This is a genomic window from Gilliamella sp. wkB18, from assembly GCF_001690875.1.
GTDB classification, from domain to species: Bacteria; Pseudomonadota; Gammaproteobacteria; order Enterobacterales; family Orbaceae; genus Gilliamella; species Gilliamella apicola_A.
On sequence record NZ_LZHM01000033.1, the window covers coordinates 38,345 to 59,815 of the forward strand.

Below are 21,471 nucleotides of genomic sequence, written 5' to 3' on the forward strand. Positions count from 1 at the left end.
TTTACTTTGTTATTAGAATTTACTTACCCTGATGCTACACTAATTGCTGGTGTTGACGAAGTTGGGCGTGGTCCACTTTGTGGTGATGTAGTCACCGCAGCAGTGATTTTAGATCCCAATAAACCAATAATTGGTTTAACGGACTCTAAAAAATTGACTGAAAAAAAACGTGAACAACTATTTGATATCATCAAAGAAAATGCCTTAGCTTGGTGTGTTGCAAGGGCTTCCGTTGAAGAAATAGATAAATTAAATATTTTACATGCCACCATGCTAGCTATGCAACGAGCAGTGATTGGATTGAAAGTAAAGCCCAACTTTGTATTAGTTGACGGCAACCGTTGTCCTGATTTTGGTATACAAACCCAAGCCGTTGTTAAAGGTGATTTATTAGTAGCAGAAATTAGTGCAGCGTCTATTTTAGCTAAAGTTACACGTGATCGTGAAATGGTTGAGTTAGGTAAACTTTACCCACAATATGGCCTTGCACAGCATAAAGGCTATCCTACAAAAGCGCATTTAGCGGCAATTGAAACACATGGCATAAACCATTTATATCGAAAAAGTTTTGCACCAATAAAAAAATTATCATTACGTTAAACTAATGGTTATCAATCATGGCGAATTAAACATTGAAACAAGGGAAATAGCTGATTCTTGGTAAAAGAGGATTTTACTGCCATGGCGTCCTTTTATTTTCTGCTTTACTACAGGAAGTGAAAGGTAAAATTCTTTAATGTCTGCAACTTACCAATTTTTAGATTAAGTATCCGTATCATCAACCTTCCATACTAATTCACAATAGTAAATGTAATTATTCTTCCAGTTAAACCAGATATCATAAGGCTTGCACTTCAAAAGTGCTTGCTACTTTCTTGAATTTAGTGATCTTATTATTAAATAAATTGTGAGTTTTTAAATGTTTTATAATGTAATTTTTATTTTTCCATGAGAAATCGGCTTTTTAGCGGCTTGTAAATCCCTTTACTTCCCATTTAGAGAAACTAACATTTTAATTTATATTAAAAATAATTCCTATACAACTATAAGGAGAGTCTTTTTCTTGTTCAACATTTTTACTCTTTCCTGACTGTGAAGATTAAAGAATCAAATCCCCCATTATTTTGTGGTTGATCACCAACACTTGTTATCAAAGTTATTAACAACAACATAAACATTAAAATCGGATGCATTGAACTTACCGATAAAAACAGTCAATATTACAGAAAATATAAAAAGCTACTTCAAAAAATACATATTCAAAGTAGCTATTAATAATAGAAAGTGAGGGCTAATTTCTTTTGGTAAAAATAGAAGAAGATTTGGTTTTGTACATTACTTTACTAGCACAAGAAAAACGAATTGTTCTAAAAATACCAATTAAGTTTGCTTGATGCATGCGATATAATAAACGATGAATTATCATTGCAAACCAACCTTTAACACCCATTTCACTTTTACCAGCTAATTTAATGACACCTTGTGCTGTATCATGCAATGAAATAATGGTCCCATTATCGGTATATTTAAAGGATTTCATTGGTTGATTGTTTATCATACGGATAATATTGCTACAACAAATTTTAGCCATTTGATGAGCTGCTTGTGCTGTTGGTGGTGATGCACGACCTGAATCTTGCATAGCATAAGCACAATCACCAATAACAAAAATGTTATCATCACGTGTTGTTTGTAATGTTGGTTTTACTACTAATTGATTAGAACGGCTTGATTCTAAACTTGCAATTTCTTTTAAATAATCAGGCGCTTTTACACCTGCTGTCCAGATCATAATATCCGCTTTTATGGTATCGCCTTCTTTGGGATAAAATCCATCTCTTTCTGCTTTAGTAATCATCGTTTTGGTTAACACATGAATACCTTGATTTTCTAAAGTTTTGGTAATACTTAATGCAGTTTTTTCAGGAAGAGCAGGTAAAATACGATCTGTTGCTTCAATAACTGATATATCTAATTGATCTGAGCACATACCATTTTGTCGACATGTGCCAAATTCATCAACCATATGTGGTAACTCAGATGCTAATTCAACACCGGTTGCACCACCGCCTACAATGGCAACACGAATTTTGTCTTCAAACTTATTGGTATTAGAGCAAAAATCAGCAAATTTTGATAACAATAACTCACGTAGCTGGAGTGCTGCATTTTGATCGTCCAAAAAGATACAATGTTCTTTAACGCCTGGAGTACCAAAATCATTAGAAGTACTACCTATTGCTATGACTAAAATATCATAGGCAATAGAAATAGTTTCATTATTAGAATCAACGATAACAACTTGCTTATTATCGCGGTCAATATTAGTAAAGGCACCTTGTGTGAATTGAAAATGATGTTGTAGGGCTTGTGCTGCATAATAGATATTATCCACTTGTTCATCTAGTACGCCTGTTGCAACTTCATGTAAAAGGGGTTTCCAAATGTGATAACTATTTTTATCGATTAACGTAATTTGGACTTCTTGATTTTTACCCAATTTATTGCCAAGATCAGTGGCTAACTCAAAACCACCAGCACCACCGCCAACAATAATTATTTTTTTCATACTTTTCTTTCTACCTTATAATCACAATTATAAATATCATACTAAATAAGTAGGTTTTTATCTATAGCCTTTTGACTAATATCATTTATAAATAAAAACTATTAAAATCCATATTTACAATTATTAAAATAGTTTATTTTAATAACAAAGTTTGCTTCCAATCGATTAAATATAGGATAAATATTGTGCCAATTTTAAATTCAGTATGGGTTAACTTGTGCAATTAAGGCACTTTTCGTATAATGCACGGAAGGATTTTCTCGTATGTTATTTTAATTCTACATAGAATTGCCTTAATTCTCTATGTCTTATCTTTTTAATATCACTCTATAAAGAATTTTATGAATAAAAAAACTTTTATTAGTATTGTATTAATCGTTATTTTAATCTCCATGACGATATTAATACGTTCACACAATAGCCAACTTATTTTACAAGGTGAAGTTGACGCACCTAATGTTAGTATTGCGTCAAAAGCCAAAGGTCGTGTACAACTTATCCATGTTAACCGTGGAGATGATGTTAAACCTAATGATATTCTTATCACACTTGATAGCCCAGAGTTATTAGCCCAAGTCAAGGCAGCGGAAGCGGCATGTGAACAAGCCCAAGCTCAAGTTGCGTTATCTAATCATGGCACACGAGAAGAAAGCATTCGCTATTATGAAGCGCTACTTGAACAAGCGAAAGTTAATTATGAAAATGCATTGAAAGAATATAATCGAAACAAAGCTATCTCAGCTAAAGGTTATGTATCACAATCCATATTAGATAGCGCGTTAAAAACTCGTGATGCCGCCTTTCAACAAGTTCAATCAGCACAAGCTAATTTAGATCAAGCTAAAAATGGTGATCGTACTGAGCAGCGTGAAATTTACGCAGCAAAATTAAAAGAAGCCGAAGAACAACTTAAACAGCTACAAATTCAATATGATGATTTACAAGTTAAAGCTCCCGTTGGTGGTGAAATTGGTTCAATACCTGCGGAAGTTGGTGAATTATTTAATGCTAATAGCCCATTATTAACAGTTATTCGCCTACCAGATGCTTACTTTGTATTTAATCTTCGGGAAAATATTATGCCTAACGTACATAAAGGTGATCACATTAAGCTTGAAGTGCCAGCATTAGGTAATAAAGAAATAGAAGCTGAAATTCGATATATTGCGCCAATGGGAGATTATGCGACCAAACGAGCAACGCGAGCAACAGGTGATTTTGATTTAAAAACCTTTGAAGTTAGACTATATCCGCTTACCCATATTGAAGGTTTACGTGCAGGTATGAGCACCTTATGGAAATTAGACAATTAATGTTAGATTTCTGGAATCGTTTCAAAACAGCATATAATCAAGAAGTATTGCAAATATTTAAGCGATTTACTTCTCATTGGTTAATGTGGATTTTACCACTGCTTATTTTCGTCATAATTAGCAGTATCTTCTACCGAGGTGTATTGTTTGATCTGCCTGTTGCTTATATTGACCAAGACAAAAGCACATTATCACGCGAAATCGTACGTAATCTTAATGCTGGAGCACATGCAAACCTTATCAATTATGATAACCAACTTTCAGTAGCGGAACGAGATTTACAAAAAGCAAAAATTTACGCCATATTATATATTCCACCAAATTTCGAGGCGGATGTCTTATCAGGTCGTCAACCAACACCTATGCTTTATTATAATGCATTATATTACAGCGCAGGGTTATATTCTATTATGGATTACTCGGGATTAATTGCAGTATTAAATACACAGTATCGAACCACATTGGCAACCAGTATTGGATTGCCAGTTCCACCACTTGCGAAAGTCAATTTTAATTATGATGGTTTATTTAATGCAAGTGGTAACTCTCTATATTTCCAGCAGTTTTCAGCGGTGGTCCATTTATTACAATTATTTGTTATCACAACAACAATTTATATTTTATCGCAATTACCAAAACGGACACGAGCAAACTACCCTTTTGTATTAGGAAAATTAGCACCTTATACTATTTGGTATACAATGTTGCTCATTTTCGAAATTGCCTTGTTAGTTGTGCTTTCTCACGCCAAAGTATCTGGTTCGCCTTTTGCCATGATGACCGTCGTATTTTTCTATGTGATTGCAGCACAAAGTATCGGTATTTTACTATTTACTTTTACCAAAAACGCAATTGATGCCTATACTTATATTGGTATACTGGTTGGACTTGCCTTAACTTATTCAGGTATTGTAGTGCCTGAACTTTCAATGCCTTGGATAGCCAGATTTATTTCATCGCTCGAACCATTAACCTATGCGCTTAACAAATTATTCGATCTCTTTTTACGGCATTCGAATTACCTATCTGTGTTTAAAACCTGTGGTATATTAATGATCTACCCAATCATTATTACCGTGTTAGTTAGAAAACGGCTAGTAAAGCGTTTGCATTCACAGCAAAAGGATAAATCAAATGCTTAAAATGTTTTGGTCTTCATTTTTAAAAATATTCTTTTTAATGTTAATGCGACCGATATGGTTACTACTACTATTATCTGTTTCATTGATGAGCTTAGTCTATATTAATGGCACAATAACTAACTTACCTGTTGCGATTGTTGATCAAGATCACACTCCGACTAGCCGCGGTTTAATAAGATCATTAGAAACCAGTTCTAAAATTGGCACAATTATCTACGAAAGTTCGCTACAAGCATATGATGACATCAATAATCGTAAGCTTTTTGCGGTTATCACAATACCTAGAGATTTTGAAAAACGACTATTAAGTGGTGAAGAAGTGACTATTCCCGCTTATGGTGATGCATCAAGCCGTTTAGCAAATGGATTGATTCAAGTGGATATTAAAGGTATCTATCAACAAATATTAACCCAATACAACACACGAATAATGCGTAATTCTGGATTTTCAGATGAGCAAATTAAAATTATTTTATCGCCAATAAAAGCACAAACTGAGCCTCTTTACAATGCAGGAATAAGCTTTGCAGCTATTACCTTTCCTGGCTTATTAGTCATGCTATTACAACACTCTTTTTTAATTGCTTCAACACGCATAAATATAACCTTAAACTCTTTACCTCAAGGTAGACCGCCTAAAATTGTAATTTTAGGTAGCTTATGTGGTTTATTACCAATCTGGTTATTTTTATCTATTGTGCTATTTGGTTTATGGCCTTGGGTACTTGGTTATCGACAATTGGCTGGTATCATTGAAATATTAACCATGACTTTCCCCTTACTATTAGGCGCATTAGGATTAAGCAAATTATTAACCGAATGTTTACGTCGAACTGAAATGATCTACCTAACATTAGCATTTTTGACCACACCGGTATTCTACCTTTCAGGAACGATTTGGCCAATTGATGCTATGCCACATTGGGTACAATTTGTCACCTATTTACTCCCTTCTACTTGGGCAACCAACATGATTGCAGGTGTAAACCAAATGGGGCTAGGCTTATCAGATAATTTATATAATATTTTTATGATACTTTTACTTGGTATAATATACAGTGCATTAGGTTTGTTTATTTCAGCGTTAAGAGAAGGTCGAGCACGCCGATTATTTAAAAAAGAAAACTACATGAAAAAAACAATCGATAAATTGTAACGTTTAATTATCTCCAACCGATATATGATAAGCACTAATTTAAAAATTGTTTTAATAACAGTGCTTCGAAGTGTTAACGGTAATTATTAGCATAGCAATCTTATAGAAATAGAGTAATAACATCGTCCAATATCACCGCTTTTTATAAAATAGCATTTTCATTATTGATAGCGTGAACCTTGTTTTTATTCCTGTTATGATTGCTAAAAAATTTTTATTCAATTAAATAAATTATTAATGTACATGAAATATTACCCATGGATGATCAGTTTACGCTTAAAAACACTACCGCTTTCGCTTTGTTCAATAGTAGTAGGTAATGCACTGGCTTACTGGCAGTATCAATTTAATTTTTGGATAATGTTACTGGCAATCATTACAGCTTCGTTATTGCAAATTCTTTCTAACTTAGCTAATGATTATGGCGATGCCATTAAAGGGACCGACAAACTAAATCTTAGTGCACACGCTAGAGGAATTCAGCTAGGTTTAATTACCCTCAAGCAATTAAAAATTGCTTTACAAATTAACATAATATTATGTGTTTTTGCTGGAATAAGTTTACTCACTCTTGCTTGTAACACCCTGTACGAATTATACGGTTTTATCGTGCTAGGATTACTATCAATTATTGCTGCTATTACTTACACTGTTGGTAAAAAGCCTTATGGATATATAGGTCTTGGTGATTTATCGGTATTAATATTTTTTGGTTTAATCGGCGTAATAGGAAGTTATTACTTACAAACCAAAACATTGTCATTTTTTATTATATTTCCAGCATTAGGTTGTGGTTTATTATCAGTTGCAGTACTCAATATTAACAATTTACGTGATCTTGAAAATGACAAAAAAAATCATAAACGAACTTTAATTGTATTAATAGGAAAAAAGCTAGGGCAGATTTATCATCTCATCTTATTAATAGCTGCATTATTCTGCTTTAGTTTATTTGCTTACCATACATTACAATCGATTTGGGCATGGCTATTTATGCTGATATCACCACTGTTTATCAAACATATTTTTGCTGTTTTTCGGTTTAAAACAGCAAAAGATGCCACACCTTTATTGTTGCAGATGGTCAAGCTTGCTTTATTAACTAATTTACTTTATTGTTCTGGTATTATGTTGAGCTAGTTCACGTTTATTTAAATTTAATATCGTGTTACTCAATGTTGGGGTTATACTAGATAAACTTAAATATGAAGGCTAAAGGAGACTTGACTATGGAGTTTGATACTTCAATTCTTTGTGATTATTACCCAGAAGATGTTAACGTGGTGGAACCAATATTCAGTAATTTTGGTGGCGTAGCATCATTTTCAGGTCAGGCCGTAACAGTGAAATGTTTTGAAGATAACGGGTTACTATATGAAATTTTACAATCAAATGGATCAGGTAAAATCCTTGTTATTGATGGAGGGGGGTCTGTTCGTCGTGCATTAATTGACGCAGAACTAATCGATATTGCCGTTCAAAATCAATGGGAAGGAATTATTGTGTATGGTGCCGTTCGACAGGTGGATTACCTTGCTGAAGCTGAAATTGGAATACAAGCATTAGCTGCAATTCCAGTGGGAGCTGAAGATCAAGGGGTTGGTGAACTAGACATTAGAGTTAATTTTGGCGGTGTAACCTTCTTTTCGGGGGATTTTGTCTATGCTGATAATACAGGCATTATTCTTTCAGAAATTGCGCTAGAAATTGAAGATAAATAAAAATAGTTTGTACCGCCGATGTCTATCGGCGGAGTTTATATTTAACAGCCTATCTTTCTAAAGCTTTTAAAAAAATTTTTTAAATGACTCGATTGCGAATATAACCGCCTGTAACAGTTTTAATTAATCCTGCTAGTTCCATATCTAACAATTTAACGGTTATCTCGGCTATTGATAAATTTACCTGCTCAGCAATCAAATCAACAGGGATTGGCTCATGATGAATCACAGCAAAAATGTCAGGGTACAAAACAGTCTGTGTTGATTCTGTATATTGATTGGTTGAACTATTATTAATCGACAAATAACCGCAATAGTGTTCTAAAATATCGGTTGGTTGCGTTACTAAATAAGCCCCTTGCTTGATTAAATAATGGGTGCCGTGGCAATTTTCATTATCAATTTCCCCTGGTAAGGCAAACACATCACGATTTTGCTCAAGCGCATAACGTGCGGTGATTAGCGATCCACTTTTTTCCGAAGCTTCAATCACAAAAGTGCCCAAACTCAATCCGCTAATAATACGGTTACGCCTAGGAAAATATTCTGATCTTGCCTCCTTGAAAGGTAAAAACTCAGACACTAATGCGCCGTTTTGTGCCAAAATATCATTTGCAAGTTTAAGATTTGTTCTAGGCACAATATTGGCAACACCGCTGCCTAAAACCGCAATTGTATTGCCAGATACTTCAAGCGCTCCTCGATGACAAATCGCATCTAGCCCTAATGCTAAACCGCTTGTGATAGTTAACCCATTAATGGCCAATTCGCTAGCAAAAAATCGTCCCCATTGTGCTCCATATTCACTAAATTGGCGACTGCCTACCATAGCAATTTGCGGTGTTTGCAATAATTGTTTATTGCCTATAACAAAAAGCAAAAGTGGTGGGGCTTTGATCTGCTTAAGTAATAAAGGGTAATCAACATCACAGTAAGCAATAAGGTGTTTTTGAAAGCCAGAACTGTATAACCAGTCCAGAATAGGTTCAAAATGCAGATAAGAAACATCCCAAAAGCAAAATTTTTGCGTTTCGCTTAACCCTATTTTATCCAAAATAAAATCAACATTTTTTATCTTCTTTGGAAGACCAGCTGTAAAAAATTGGCTAATTTTTTTAAAAATTACAAGTTTACCTTGCCCTAGCATTGAAATTCGTAATAAAAATTCATAGTTACTCATTATTGTTATTCATCATTCAAATATAATTATGGGGGTTGAATTGATAAGATAAATATTATCAATAGCCAACAAAGGCTATTCACAGACACTATAAACATTTACAATGTCCACAATATTGAAAACCCAAACATTTGAGGAGTAGATCGAAGAATTTATGGCTATTTTACCAGTATTACGTTTTCCTGATGAGCGACTACGCAAAATTGCAAAACCTGTTACAGCGTTTACGCCAGAATTACAAACCACTATTGATAATATGGTTGAAACCATGTACGCCGAAAATGGAATAGGGCTTGCAGCTACACAAGTAAATATACATGAACAAATTATTGTGATTGATGTAACAGAAGATAAAAGCCATGTTTATGTGATTATTAATCCAGAAGTGATTAGCCAAGAAGGTGAAACAGGTATTGAAGAAGGATGCTTATCGGTACCCGATTGTCGAGGTTTTGTGCCAAGGGCTGAAAAAATCAAAATTAAAGCACTCGATCGTAATGGCAAACCTTACGAAATTGAAGCCGATGAATTGCTTGCGATTTGTATTCAACATGAAATGGATCACTTAAAAGGTAAGCTCTTTGTTGATTATCTATCACCATTAAAACGCCAGCGCATTGAACAAAAAATGAAAAAATTAACTCGTGAAGAGCAAAAAAGCAAATAAAATCATCAAAATTTACGCGGTATCTAAACTGGTTTTAAAAAATGGGTTTTATCTTATCGCGTAAATATCTTTTATAGACTATTCCAAAATAAGTGCTGTGATAATTAACAAATTCCCAGCTATTGCCTATCGTAAATAGTAGAATTGAACTAAATTAAAGACGAAGATTAACTCCTTTGATTATTTAAAAAGGGCATATTACTTTTCGATAATCAATTTTATTATTTCACAAATGAATTACATATTATAAAGGCAATATTACCGAATGTTACACTCTTAAACCGGCAAAAGGTAATGGCGATGGCACGGTACCTAAGTGTTCGGTGAAAATCCCCATTGATCGTATTAAAGCCCGTATGCATTTACCGATAGAGCTTCCGCATACAAAGAGTCAACTACGCAAAAATTTGCCTTGAGTGCCGTTGTCGATATATTACTTGAAGTTAATAAACAAGATGGAACTTCGACTAATAAGTAAGCATTACCTTTTCATTATTGCCCTATTGATCATTTTATTTTTTACTTACTGCTATTTTAGTAAGGATATACGTATGGAGACCTTATCAACAGAACAACTCCATCTGTCGTCAATAGTGAATTCGCTTTTTTAATTAGATTTCTATTTGTTGGGGGGATAGTTTAGGTAATTTAAGTTTAATGAAAAGATCTTTCTATTCTTTATACCTATAGTATTCACTTTAGTTTGTTGGGGAAAATTTGATTTAAGTGTTAATTCCTTTATCTTAAAAACGCCCCTAGCATCATTGAAATACGTTCGAATATTTGTTCAAAAATAAACTCGGCAAAGGCGGGTAGCATCGACATTAAATAAGCTAGCATGATTAGCCCTAATAATAAAGTTAAAGGATAGCCAACAACAAATATCGATAATTGAGGAGTTATTCTGTTTAATAATCCTAATGCCATATTAATGATTAATAGTAGAGTCATTAATGGTAGAGCTAACATGATTCCATTGATAAAAAGTAGACGGCTGACATCAATTAACATTAAATACCCATTACTGTTTAGTGGTATTTTGCTAACAGGTATGATATCAAAACTGTTAGCTAAACCATAAAGTAACCATAAATGGCCGTCTAAGCTAAGGAAGAGTAGTAAAGCGGTTAGGTTAATTAAACGAGATAATACTGAGGTTGAAGGTCCACCAATTGGATCAAAAAATGTAGCCATGCCAAGCCCCATTTGCATACCAATTAATTCACCTGCCATCCTAACTGTCATAAAGGCAAATTGCATTGTTAAACCAATTACAGTACCAATGAGAATTTGTTGCGAAATAACCCATATTCCTTCAAATGAGTAGAGGCTTATATTTTCGTTAATTTGTGGTAAAGGTAGCAGAATTGCAATGAGTAAAGCTAATCCTATTTTTACTCGCTTGGGTATTTCTCTTTCTCCGGTAATGGGGGCAACCATTATCAATGCTAGAATCCGCACAAACGGGAAAAAGCAGTTGCGAATTAAAATAAAATAATCAATATTGAATAAATCATTAATATTAAGATTCATTAAATTTAGCTAGTTAAATTAGGGATATTGGTAAGAGCCATTTTGATGAAATCTGTCATTGTCGATAGCATTGTCGGTCCAAGCACAATTAATACAATAATCACCGCTAAAATTTTAGGAATGAAAGATAATGTCATTTCATTAATTTGTGTCGCCGCTTGTAATAAACTAATGATTAAGCCTGTCACTAAAGCGGCGAGAAGTATAGGGCTTGCCAATGATGCTGCTACTTTGATTGCCTGTATTGCAAGGGCGCTAATAGATTCAGTTGACATATAATTCCTTAATTTTACCTTGTTTAATGAATGGTTGATGAAATAACTTCTTAATTGAATTATGTTTAGCTAATTTGCCTTTATTCATCTACTGTTTTTAACTAATGTTAGTTTTTAACTAAAAAAGCTTTGGGCTAATGAACCTAATAGCAAGTGCCAACCGTCAGCCAATACAAATAGCATTAATTTAAATGGCAGTGATACCGTTGCTGGTGGCACCATCATCATGCCTAATGCCATAAGTGTGCTGGCAATGACTAAATCAATCACTAAGAAAGGAATAAAAATTGTAAAACCTATCTGAAAAGCTGTTTTTAACTCACTTACTACAAAAGCAGGAATAAGCACTTTTAAAGGGATATCTTCACGTGTTTGAATATTCGTTTCATGCGACATGTTAACAAATAGTGATAAATCATTTTCACGGGTTTGAGTTAACATAAATTCCCTAAGTGGTTTAGCAGCTGTAGTTAACCCCTCTTGCATAGTGATTTGATTTTGCGAGTAAGGTATATAAGCATCTTGATAAATTTTATCAATAACGGGGGACATAATAAAAAAGGTCATAAATAGTGCAATTCCTAAAATAACCTGATTAGGTGGCGCAGAGGGGGTGCCTAGCGCATTACGTAACAAACCTAGCACAATAATGATGCGCGTAAAGCTAGTCATCAATAATAATATTGCTGGTATAAATGTCAGTAATGTTAAAAAAACTAATGTTTCTACTGGTAATGCCCAATGTTGTTCACCACTTTGTGCTGTTTGAGTAATAACAGAAAGAGGATAAACCTCAGCATGACTAGGTAGGCTAAGTAACAATAAGCTTAGTAAAATGATTAATTTTAACCTCACTTGTTATTACTCCTTTTTTGATTTTAAAGTTGATTGTAATATTTGCTGAAATAGATTATTTTTCGAAAAGTTTGCCTTGTTTGTTTTTGTCGAAAGTAATATTTCAGTACGTTGTTCATTAATGGTATGCAGTAATGTCATTTGTTGAGGCGTCACGCCAACTACTAATAACTGTTGATCCACATGAACTAAAATAATATGTTCTTTGGGCGATAGGCTATATGTGGCTTTTATGTCCATAAATTGATTCGTTGTTTTTTTTAAACCTAGGCGTCTAACTAACCATCCAAGCAGTAAAATAACACCGATAATACCAATAAATGACATCCCCATGGACGTTCCAACTTGTGTGTAAATATTAAACTCTGAAGGTGGCGTTGATAGAGCATTTGTGCTTGTTATTGTAGCCTGAGGTTGAGCCAAATTTGTGATGTTAACAGGCATTAACGGCTCAACCTGCGTACACGTTCTGATGGGGTAATAATATCCATAATGCGTACCCCATAATTATCTCCCACAACCACAATTTCACCTTGTGCAATTAAATAACCATTAATTAATATATCTAAAGGCTCACCTGCTTGCCCATCTAATGCAATAATGGAGCCTTGGGTTAAATTTAATAGATCTTTAATCGCCATTTTGGTTCTGCCAAGCTCAACACTCAAATTTACAGGGATATCAAGGATAAGGTTGATATCTTGCTGTTTATCTTCTGTTTGTTGTGGCGATAGTGTTTCAAACACAGCTTCTTTTGTCATTAATTCATCGTTTGTTATGGTGGCGTTTTGATTCTCGTCACTATTTTGTTTGATATCAGTCATTAAACACTCCTTCATGCAATTGTTCTAATACAGGGTTAATGACCTGTTCAACTTGAACTGCATATTGTTTATTCATTTTGCCGTAATTACCCGTTAAGATAGGCACTCCTCCGACAGTTACATCAATATTAGTTGGTTTTTCTATCACTAAAATATCATTGACTTTTAGTGTTAGTAATTTATCTACAGTTGTATTAATTTTGGTAAAATTAGCGACCAATTCGACTGCTGAATGTTTGATGCCACTAGTTAATGAACTCATCCAGACATTATCATCTTGATACGTTTTTTGCTCAGCAGGGGGTTTTATTAGTAATTCTTTAATGGGTTCAACCATTGAATAAGGAATACAAACACAAAATGTTGCTTTACTGTGACCAACTTCAACTTTAAATTTGGTTGTTAATACAATATCATCAGGTGAATTAGTAATATTAGTAAATTTACTTTGCATTTCAGAACGAACATATTGGGCTTCAATCGGGTAGACATCTGCCCATGAATTTTGATAAATAACTAATGCTAATTCCAATACTCTGTTAATGATTTGTTGTTCAGTGTGCGTAAATTCTCGACCTTCTGTTTCTATTTGCGGCGAATGTCCATCACCTCCAAATAATGAATCAACAATTATAAAGACTAATTCAGGCGAAAATGAAAATAAACTCGTACCTCTTAATGGGTTAAGATGTACTAAATTTAAATGATTTGCCGATGAAGTGTCAGAAAACTCTTCAAAAGTATGAGGTTCAACAGGTAAAGCTATGACATCAGTATTACGACGTAATCGGTTAAATAACCCAATTCTAAACTGACGAGCAAAACGCTCATTAATAATTTCTAGAGCAGTTAAACGTTCTGGTATAAACCGATGCTTGACCGATAAATCATAAGGTTTAACATTCGCTTTTTTGCCTGGTGGATACGAAATAACAGATGACTCAATTTTGTTTTCTTCGATAATCACTGAACTGTCGGATACCGGTTGTGTATCATCAGGTTCATTTAATGTTGTTTTTTCTTCGTTCTGATCAGGCATAATAATCACCTTAAGATAAAATCAGTAAATAAAACTTCATCCACTTTTACCCAATGTTTTGCATCATATTGCCGAGTTAAAGTCATTTTAATTTTTTCTTGTAAATCGATCTTTCCTGACTCTTGTTTTAAGTTACTAACATATTGTTTTGATATTAAAAGCAATATGTCACTTCTTACTTCAGGTAAATATTCTAATAATATTGATTTTTGTTTTTCATCAGCAACACGTAATACCATACCAACATAAACAATTTTATTAATGTCTGCATTATCTTCTGATTTTGGTAGTGAAAGCGTAAATGGTTTTAAAGTTAGAAAAACCGGTGATAAAACGGGTTGTTCTTCTTGTATATGGTGCGTATCTTTTGGCTGATTTTGAAACCATAGATAACCACAAGCACCTACAGCTAACAGCGTAATTAGGATAAGTATTATATTTACAACACTTATTTTTTTCTTATTGGTTGACATAATTATTCTTGTCTCAGTAAAAATGTAAAAGTACTTTCCGCTAATTTAACGGCTAAAATTAAAAAAATAATAAATTATGCTCATGGAATTGATTTGAAGAATAGGCTATAAAAATATGACCTATTCAACGTTTTTACTATTCTTGTAAGCGAAAATATAATGATCTATTACGTCCGATTCGCTATGCAAATATGCTTAACCCTGATTTTGTTACCTGATTTTTTTCAATATCGTGTTGTTCAGATTTTTGTTCGGTAGTATCCGATAATAATGTTACGGGTGATTGTTTATTTTGGGTTTGTTGATATCTTGCTGACTGATCATCGGCATTATTCATCATTGAAAATTCACTGATATCGGTTTGTTCAAGGATAATACCTTGTTCTTCTAATGAGGTTCTTAAAGTAGGTAATGCTGATTCTAATACATTTTTAACATAAGTGTGTGCTGCAATCATTTGAAGATTCATTTTATCGTCAATCATGGCAAGTTTAATATGTAATGAGCCGAACTCCTGCGGGTGTAATTTGATTTCAGCTGTTTGCATATCTTGATGATTAAGCATAATAATTTTCTCTGTTAATGCTGTTTTCCATGTTTCAATATTCCCCATTATTGGCAAAGGTGTAGATGTTGAAGAATGCATAGGTGTTGGCAAATCAACAGTTAATGAAGTCAGTGCCATGTTAGGTTGAGGAAATATCTGATTTTGCTTATTTTCAGCAGCAGCTGTAAAGAACGTTTCTTTGACACTATTTAGTGTAGTATCTCGACTTGCTTCAAACTCAATTTGCCAGTTATCGGCTTTTATCATCTTATTATTGGCTATACTTTGGCTGCCCATTAATTTTTGATTGATATCGGTTTTTATCTCAGCCGTTTGATCAAATTTATGCCCGATTTTCATGTTAGATTCTGACAGAAGAGCAGTTTTTTGCATGGATTTATTGGTTAACTCTTCACTTTGGTGAATTGTAAGTAATAATTGTTTTGTCGGTTCATTTTCAAATGTGGCTGGTTGTGCATCAAATAAGTTATCATCAGATACTTCTTCAAGGTTTAGATTATTTGTTATCAATAACATTTGATTGTTATTTGGTATCGTACTTTCAACCGTTAATATTTGTTGATTGGTTGTCTGAATATCAATGGGGTAACAGCTTATCGTTAAAAGATCAGTATCTTTTTCATCTTTACAATCATCAGCGCCTTCTAACTTAGTTTGATTAAAATCTTTACTTTGATTTGTTTGTGTTTCACTAAGTTGTTTTACTTGTTGAAAGAAATCATTATTATTGGTTATTGCATTGTTTTCAACAATTCCAGAACGACAAGAAGAGGTTAAATTTAAATCATTAATAGGGTTAATATTCATTTGATATTCTCCTTGCTAATTGTTGCTGAGCAAATTCATCGGTTAGCTTTTGTTGTAAACGATTTTGTTGTTGTAAGTATCGATAATGTTGTTTATTTAATAATGTTTTATAGGTATTTAAATTCTTTTGGGATTGATTGAATTGATTGGTTATCTGTTTTTGCTTCATATTCAGAGTTAATAGGTGCTTTTTTTGTTTTGCAATACCTTGTTCAATTGATGCAATAAATGCATTGAAATTATTCAATTCGTATCCTTTAATGCCTTCTGATAAAGCTTCACTTAATTTTTGTTGATATTCACAATAGTAATTATTCAAAATATTGAGTTGTGATTTTGCATGTTGATGATTGTCAGTCGCCTTTTTTAATTTGATCAAACTATCATTTACCGATTTTTGTGCTAATTTTTTTAATGTTAAAAACGCAAGTTGTGAAGAGTTTTTATTCATCGTCGTGCTTTCCTAATAGATTTATTTTGGATCAACAATTGCACTTAATTGTTGATAAGCATCTTGATAACAGCAATGTTCACCAATACCCTGTTGTAAAAATTTTTGCATGGTAGGGTATAATGTTATCGCTTTATCTAATAAGGGATCGGTACCGGTGACATAAGCGCCTACATTAATTAAATCTCGGTTTCGTTGAAAACTTGAAAACAGTTGTTTAAATAATCTTGATTTTTTTTCATCTTCTGTGGCAGTAAGATCGGTCATTACCCGACTGATTGATGCTTCAATATCAATGGCAGGGTAGTGACCTGACTCAGCAAGAGTTCGTGATAAAACAATATGTCCATCTAAAATAGCTCTGGCCGAGTCGGCAATGGGATCTTGTTGATCATCTCCTTCGGTTAATACCGTATAAAATGCTGTAATTGAACCTTTGCCATTTTCTGCATTGCCGGCTTTTTCAACCAGTGCAGGTAATTTTGCAAAAACAGAAGGTGGATACCCTTTCGTTGCTGGTGGTTCGCCTATGGCTAAGGCAATTTCCCGTTGTGCCATTGCATAACGAGTTAATGAGTCCATAATAAGTAAAACGTTAAACCCTTGATCGCGAAAAATTTCGGCAATTCTGGTGGCGTATGCTGCACCTTGTAAGCGTAATAATGGTGATACATCAGCTGGCGCTGCGACAACAACGGCACGAGCTAACCCTTCTTTACCCAGAATGTTTTCAATAAAATCTTTAACTTCTCTGCCGCGTTCCCCAATTAAGCCCACCACAATAATATCAGCTTGAGTATAGCGTGCCATCATACCCAGTAAGACACTTTTGCCAACCCCTGAACCTGCAAACAAGCCCATACGTTGACCTTGCCCTACGGTTAATAATGCATTGATTGCTCGTACACCGACATCAAGTACTTGATGAATGGGGGTGCGTTTTAATGGATTAAGCGATTTGCTTGATAAACCAGCATATTCGATATGAGCGGGTAAGGGTTTTCCATCTAATGGTTTACCCATAGCATCAATAACTCGACCTAATAACGCCATACCAACGGGTAATAATTTATGACTAAAATGTGTTAAATCATATTGAGAGGTATAAACTCTTGCACCTAATAAAATGCCATCAGTCGATTCAAAAGGCATTAAATAAAGTGTTTGTGTATTAAATCCAACAACTTCACATTCTACTGCGTCGATTTGATCATGAGATTGCCGCTCAACAAAACAATTAGAACCTAAAGGTAGTTGTAATCCGACTGCTTCAAGGACTAATCCTGATGCTTTTACTAAACGTCCATATTGTCGTATTAAAGATAAGGATTGAAGTTGCTGTGTTGCTTGACTAATTTTATTAGCCCATAAAGATGCGTAATTCACGTTAATGTGTATCCTTGTGTAAACAGTCAGCCATCATTTGCCAATGATGAGTAGTACTGGCATCAATTTCATTGTTATCGCTAAAAATTTTACATCCACCAATTTCAATATTAGGATCAGCAACTAATTCCCAGTGATATTGTTTTTTTTCATCATTAAATATTGGTTCTAACCATTGCAAATCTGTTGGATTGAGATGCAGTGAAATAGGTTGAGAAAAAATCGGTCTTTGCTCAATAAACGTGTTTAAGGTGTGCATTAATTGCTTTTGTTTTACTTTGGAAATCGTACCAACGGTTTTTTGTGCAGCAGCTAATGCTAAATCAAACAATTTTGGGACAATTAATTCATCAATATCATTAATTGATTGCTGAAAGTTATTAATTAATTCGCACATTGCCTGCACAGTCTTTATTTTTTCATCATTAAGTTGTTGCTCAATGTGTTCACGACCTTCTTGTTGCCCAAGAAGGTATCCTTGTTTATAACCAGCTTGTTTTCCCTCATCAAAACCTTCGGTTTTACCAGCATTAAACCCTTCCTGATATGCTTGTGTTATTGTCTCTTGTTTTAGCTGCTCTAAGACTTCTTGTGTTATTTTTTCAGTGCTCTTTGTTTCCATTGAATTTGATTCAGGTTCACTGTCATCAATGGTTTCAATGCTAATTTGTTCATCTGTTTGTGATGGCGTTGATATAGATAAATTCTCGAAAATCAAAGGTTTCCAGTCTGATTTATCTGATCGATTAAACATACTCATCATCACCGCTACTTAAGATAACTTCACCACTTTCGGCTAAACGACGCGCAATAACCAAGATTTTCTTCTGTTCGGTTTCAACTTGAGATAATCGCACAGGCGGTCTGTTTTCTAGATCTTCACGTAAAATAGATGCTGCACGTTGTGACATATTGCTTAATAGCTTGTCGCGTAATGCCGTTGATGCACCTTTTAATGCAATAATAAGCGTTTCGTTATCAATGTCTTTAAGTAGGCGTTGGATACTTCTATCATCAACTTCCACCAGATTTTCAAATAAGAACATTTCATCAATAATTTTTTGTGCAAGCTCACTGTTATAATCGCGCAATGCATTGATAACTAACTCTTCTTGCTGTGATTTCATTAAGTTAATAATTTCTGCTGCGGTACGTATTCCACCCATATTGCTTAGTTTGATATTTTGACCATGTAATAACGTTGATAAAGAAGTCGATAATACTTTGAGTGCTGACGGTTCCACACCACCAAAAGTTGCAATACGTAACATAACATCATTACGTAATTCATCATCAAATAAGTTCAGAATTTCGGCTGCTAAATCGCGATTTAAGTGAACTAAAATAGTGGCAATAATTTGTGGATGCTCTTTTTTAATTAGATCAACTGCTCGAGCAGCATCGACAAAATTAAGCATTTCAAGCCCGTCAGTTGCTTCTTCTCGATCCGTTTCTAACAATTCATCGATTAAACGATCTGCTTTTTCGGTTCCAAGTGATCTTTCAAGTACAGAACGTAAATAACCGTTGGTATCGGTATTTAATACGGCACATTCTTCGAGGGTTTTTTGACACTCATTAAGGATACTTTTTAATTGTTCCTGTGAAAGTTGCGGTAGTGACATCATGGCACTACTAATCTGTTGTACTTCTTTAGTGTTTAAGTATTGCATGACTTGTGCAGCAAGCTCTTCACCTAATACCATTAAAACAGTGGCAGCTTTTTGCAATTCGCTTAAATTCATTATTCTATATCCTCCTTGTTTATCCAATCACGAATAATTAAAGCCATTACACGAGGATCTTTTTCAACAATTTTTCGAATATATTGTTGCTGATGCATATTATCTTCAAATATTTTTTGTTGCTGTTTGCTGTGCGCTTTATAATCTAATTTTTCATCACTTACGCTTGATTGTGAATCGGATGTTTTTTCGCTAGTGATAAATAGTTGGCGTTGTAACTTCAGCCAAATACCACGTAAAACTTTGCGCCATAGTATCCAAGCAATGAAAATAAAGATCAGATATTTAATGCCTGATTTGGTCATATCATAAAATTCTTGAGTTTGCCAAAAGGCTAAGCTTTCGTTTTCTTCTGATATTTGGTCAGTAAATTTTAAATTAGCGACGGTTAATGTATCACCGCGTACTTCAGAAAAGCCCATGGCTTGACGTGCTAATGCTTCAATATTTTTTAGTTCATCACTATCAAGTTTGACCCATTTTTCTGTTGTTTTATCTTCATCTGATTGTTCTTCATTATCATCTTTACCCTCAGCTTCCGTTGTTATAAATTTATAATTTACTAACACCGCAACGGATAAGCGTTTAATTCGCCCTTCAGGGATTTTGCTATGAACAACTTGCCTGTTTACTTCAAAATTAAATGTATTATTTGATTGTAAATTATAGGATTTTTTATTTTCTTCCGATTCTGCTGATTCTGTTTTTCCATCAATTGGTGCGCTTGGTATGGGTACAGGTTGATTAGATAATGCGCCAGGTACGCCACCAATATTAGTATGATTAGCTAATTGGCGATTTTCAACTTGTTGTTTACTACGAATTGTTTGATTTGCGATATCACTATTAGGGTCATATATTTCTGATGTTGATTCTTGTCGGCTAAAGTCAATATCAGCATTGACTTGTACCATGACATTTTTTTTCCCTAAAATCGGAATAATAATTTTTTCAACACGTTCTCGGACATTATTTTCAATTCTTTCATTAAATTCTAATTGAGCAACATTCGCATTTCTGCCTTGGTAGCTATCGCCTGTTAATAAATGACCATGCTGGTCGATAATGGTTACTTTATCTGCCTGTAATTCAGGTACACTACTTGAAATCAAATGGATAATGGCATCGATTTGACCTTGTGATAAGCCGCGACCTGGTAATAATGTTATAGCGACTGACGCAGAAGGGGGTTTTCGTTCCCTAACAAATAACGAAGGTTTGGGTATTGCTATATGTACACGAGCGTCATTAATGCTGCTAATGATTGAAATTGTTCTTGATAACTCACCTTCTAATGCTCGTTGGTAATTAATTTGTTCATTGAATTGGCTCATACCAAAGGTTTCTTTATCAAGCAATTCAAAACCTACCGCACCACCTTTAGGTAATCCTTGTTGTGCAATACGCAAGCGGGTATCATAAATTTTGTCGTCAGGAATTAAGATAGTTGTGCCCGATGATGAAAATTTATAAGGTATATTCATTTTATCAAGTTGGCTAATAATTTCTCCACCATCTTTATCATTTAAATTACTGAATAAAACGCCATAAGACTCATCTTTTATCCATAAATAAGCTAAACAGATAATCGATAGAATAACTACACCTACAATAAGAAGTAGCATCTTTCGATTTTGCTTTAGTTTGTTGATAAAAGGTAGTTTATTTACTATTGATTCGTCTTTAGTACCGACAGTTTGGCCAGCCATAAAAATCCTAACGCTAAACTAATTAGATTAATTCTAGGGTCTATTATCTGTGTATTTA

At 34.0% G+C, this 21,471-nt stretch carries 22 protein-coding genes; 7 read left to right on the top strand and 15 right to left on the bottom strand.

What is annotated here, in order from left to right; all coding sequences use genetic code 11:
• The first annotated feature begins 6 nt into the window (after nucleotides 1-6).
• Nucleotides 7-600, top strand: a complete 594-nt coding sequence (rnhB, locus tag A9G48_RS02425; protein WP_034947274.1) for a ribonuclease HII — start codon at nucleotides 7-9, stop codon at nucleotides 598-600.
• Between the two features lie 691 nt (nucleotides 601-1,291).
• On the opposite strand, the gene A9G48_RS02430 is transcribed toward rnhB, so the two are convergent.
• The gene (locus tag A9G48_RS02430) at nucleotides 1,292-2,569 is read right to left on the bottom strand and encodes an NAD(P)/FAD-dependent oxidoreductase (RefSeq protein WP_051825351.1); all 1,278 of its coding nucleotides are present in this window, start codon (nucleotides 2,567-2,569) and stop codon (nucleotides 1,292-1,294) included.
• 341 nt (nucleotides 2,570-2,910) lie between these two features.
• Here A9G48_RS02430 and A9G48_RS02435 point away from each other — a divergent pair, with 341 nt between their 5' ends.
• From A9G48_RS02435 to rraA, 5 genes are all read left to right on the top strand, one after another.
• A complete protein-coding gene (locus tag A9G48_RS02435; RefSeq protein ID WP_034947271.1) occupies nucleotides 2,911-3,882 on the top strand; it encodes an HlyD family secretion protein in 972 nt (323 codons plus the stop codon).
• On the top strand, nucleotides 3,864-5,024 hold the full coding sequence (locus A9G48_RS02440) for an ABC transporter permease (RefSeq protein WP_034947268.1): 1,161 nt from the start codon (nucleotides 3,864-3,866) through the stop codon (nucleotides 5,022-5,024). The genes A9G48_RS02435 and A9G48_RS02440 overlap by 19 nt, the downstream gene beginning before the upstream one ends.
• On the top strand, nucleotides 5,017-6,180 hold the full coding sequence (locus tag A9G48_RS02445; RefSeq protein WP_034947265.1) for an ABC transporter permease: 1,164 nt from the start codon (nucleotides 5,017-5,019) through the stop codon (nucleotides 6,178-6,180). Before A9G48_RS02440 ends, A9G48_RS02445 begins: the two co-directional genes overlap by 8 nt.
• 237 nt (nucleotides 6,181-6,417) lie before the next feature.
• Nucleotides 6,418-7,320 carry a 1,4-dihydroxy-2-naphthoate polyprenyltransferase gene (locus tag A9G48_RS02450; protein ID WP_034947263.1) on the top strand — a complete coding sequence of 301 codons (903 nt, stop codon included), beginning with the start codon at nucleotides 6,418-6,420 and terminating at the stop codon, nucleotides 7,318-7,320.
• Nucleotides 7,321-7,409: 89 nt separating this feature from the next.
• A complete protein-coding gene (gene rraA, locus A9G48_RS02455; RefSeq protein ID WP_034947261.1) occupies nucleotides 7,410-7,901 on the top strand; it encodes a ribonuclease E activity regulator RraA in 492 nt (163 codons plus the stop codon).
• A 79-nt stretch (nucleotides 7,902-7,980) separates the two neighbouring features.
• On the opposite strand, the gene dprA is transcribed toward rraA, so the two are convergent.
• Nucleotides 7,981-9,081 carry a DNA-processing protein DprA gene (gene dprA / locus A9G48_RS02460; protein ID WP_051825348.1) on the bottom strand — a complete coding sequence of 367 codons (1,101 nt, stop codon included), beginning with the start codon at nucleotides 9,079-9,081 and terminating at the stop codon, nucleotides 7,981-7,983.
• Between the two features lie 154 nt (nucleotides 9,082-9,235).
• Between dprA and def the strand changes: the two genes are divergently transcribed.
• On the top strand, nucleotides 9,236-9,748 hold the full coding sequence (gene def / locus A9G48_RS02465) for a peptide deformylase (RefSeq protein ID WP_034947259.1): 513 nt from the start codon (nucleotides 9,236-9,238) through the stop codon (nucleotides 9,746-9,748).
• A 738-nt stretch (nucleotides 9,749-10,486) separates the two neighbouring features.
• Here the strand turns inward: def and fliR are convergent.
• The 13 genes from fliR to fliF all read right to left on the bottom strand — a co-directional run bounded on the left by fliR (nucleotide 10,487) and on the right by fliF (nucleotide 21,413).
• Nucleotides 10,487-11,281: a flagellar biosynthetic protein FliR gene (fliR, locus tag A9G48_RS02470; RefSeq protein ID WP_051825346.1), complete on the bottom strand. Its 795-nt coding sequence runs from the start codon at nucleotides 11,279-11,281 to the stop codon at nucleotides 10,487-10,489.
• Between the two features lie 5 nt (nucleotides 11,282-11,286).
• Nucleotides 11,287-11,556 (bottom strand): flagellar biosynthesis protein FliQ, encoded by a 270-nt coding sequence (fliQ, locus tag A9G48_RS02475; protein ID WP_034947256.1) that lies wholly within the window; start codon nucleotides 11,554-11,556, stop codon nucleotides 11,287-11,289.
• 114 nt (nucleotides 11,557-11,670) lie between these two features.
• Nucleotides 11,671-12,411, bottom strand: coding sequence for a flagellar type III secretion system pore protein FliP (gene fliP / locus A9G48_RS02480; protein ID WP_034947253.1), 741 nt, complete (start codon nucleotides 12,409-12,411; stop codon nucleotides 11,671-11,673).
• A gap of 6 nt (nucleotides 12,412-12,417) precedes the next feature.
• On the bottom strand, nucleotides 12,418-12,855 hold the full coding sequence (fliO, locus tag A9G48_RS02485) for a flagellar biosynthetic protein FliO (protein ID WP_034947250.1): 438 nt from the start codon (nucleotides 12,853-12,855) through the stop codon (nucleotides 12,418-12,420).
• Complete coding sequence (gene fliN, locus A9G48_RS02490) at nucleotides 12,855-13,235, bottom strand: flagellar motor switch protein FliN (RefSeq protein ID WP_034947247.1); 381 nt, start codon at nucleotides 13,233-13,235, stop codon at nucleotides 12,855-12,857. The genes fliO and fliN overlap by 1 nt, the downstream gene beginning before the upstream one ends.
• Complete coding sequence (fliM, locus tag A9G48_RS02495) at nucleotides 13,228-14,274, bottom strand: flagellar motor switch protein FliM (RefSeq protein WP_051825344.1); 1,047 nt, start codon at nucleotides 14,272-14,274, stop codon at nucleotides 13,228-13,230. The genes fliN and fliM overlap by 8 nt, the downstream gene beginning before the upstream one ends.
• A gap of 5 nt (nucleotides 14,275-14,279) precedes the next feature.
• Nucleotides 14,280-14,747 carry a flagellar basal body-associated FliL family protein gene (locus A9G48_RS02500; RefSeq protein ID WP_034947244.1) on the bottom strand — a complete coding sequence of 156 codons (468 nt, stop codon included), beginning with the start codon at nucleotides 14,745-14,747 and terminating at the stop codon, nucleotides 14,280-14,282.
• Between the two features lie 181 nt (nucleotides 14,748-14,928).
• The gene (locus tag A9G48_RS02505; protein WP_034947240.1) at nucleotides 14,929-16,122 is read right to left on the bottom strand and encodes a flagellar hook-length control protein FliK; all 1,194 of its coding nucleotides are present in this window, start codon (nucleotides 16,120-16,122) and stop codon (nucleotides 14,929-14,931) included.
• Nucleotides 16,112-16,573: a flagellar export protein FliJ gene (fliJ, locus tag A9G48_RS02510; RefSeq protein ID WP_034947237.1), complete on the bottom strand. Its 462-nt coding sequence runs from the start codon at nucleotides 16,571-16,573 to the stop codon at nucleotides 16,112-16,114. Before fliJ ends, A9G48_RS02505 begins: the two co-directional genes overlap by 11 nt.
• Before the next feature lie 21 nt (nucleotides 16,574-16,594).
• The gene (gene fliI / locus A9G48_RS02515) at nucleotides 16,595-17,929 is read right to left on the bottom strand and encodes a flagellar protein export ATPase FliI (RefSeq protein ID WP_034947637.1); all 1,335 of its coding nucleotides are present in this window, start codon (nucleotides 17,927-17,929) and stop codon (nucleotides 16,595-16,597) included.
• 31 nt (nucleotides 17,930-17,960) lie between these two features.
• Nucleotides 17,961-18,713 carry a flagellar assembly protein FliH gene (locus tag A9G48_RS02520; protein ID WP_162174526.1) on the bottom strand — a complete coding sequence of 251 codons (753 nt, stop codon included), beginning with the start codon at nucleotides 18,711-18,713 and terminating at the stop codon, nucleotides 17,961-17,963.
• Complete coding sequence (gene fliG / locus A9G48_RS02525) at nucleotides 18,706-19,704, bottom strand: flagellar motor switch protein FliG (protein WP_034947231.1); 999 nt, start codon at nucleotides 19,702-19,704, stop codon at nucleotides 18,706-18,708. Before fliG ends, A9G48_RS02520 begins: the two co-directional genes overlap by 8 nt.
• Nucleotides 19,704-21,413: a flagellar basal-body MS-ring/collar protein FliF gene (gene fliF, locus A9G48_RS02530; protein WP_065575745.1), complete on the bottom strand. Its 1,710-nt coding sequence runs from the start codon at nucleotides 21,411-21,413 to the stop codon at nucleotides 19,704-19,706. Before fliF ends, fliG begins: the two co-directional genes overlap by 1 nt.
• Nucleotides 21,414-21,471 lie beyond the last annotated feature (58 nt).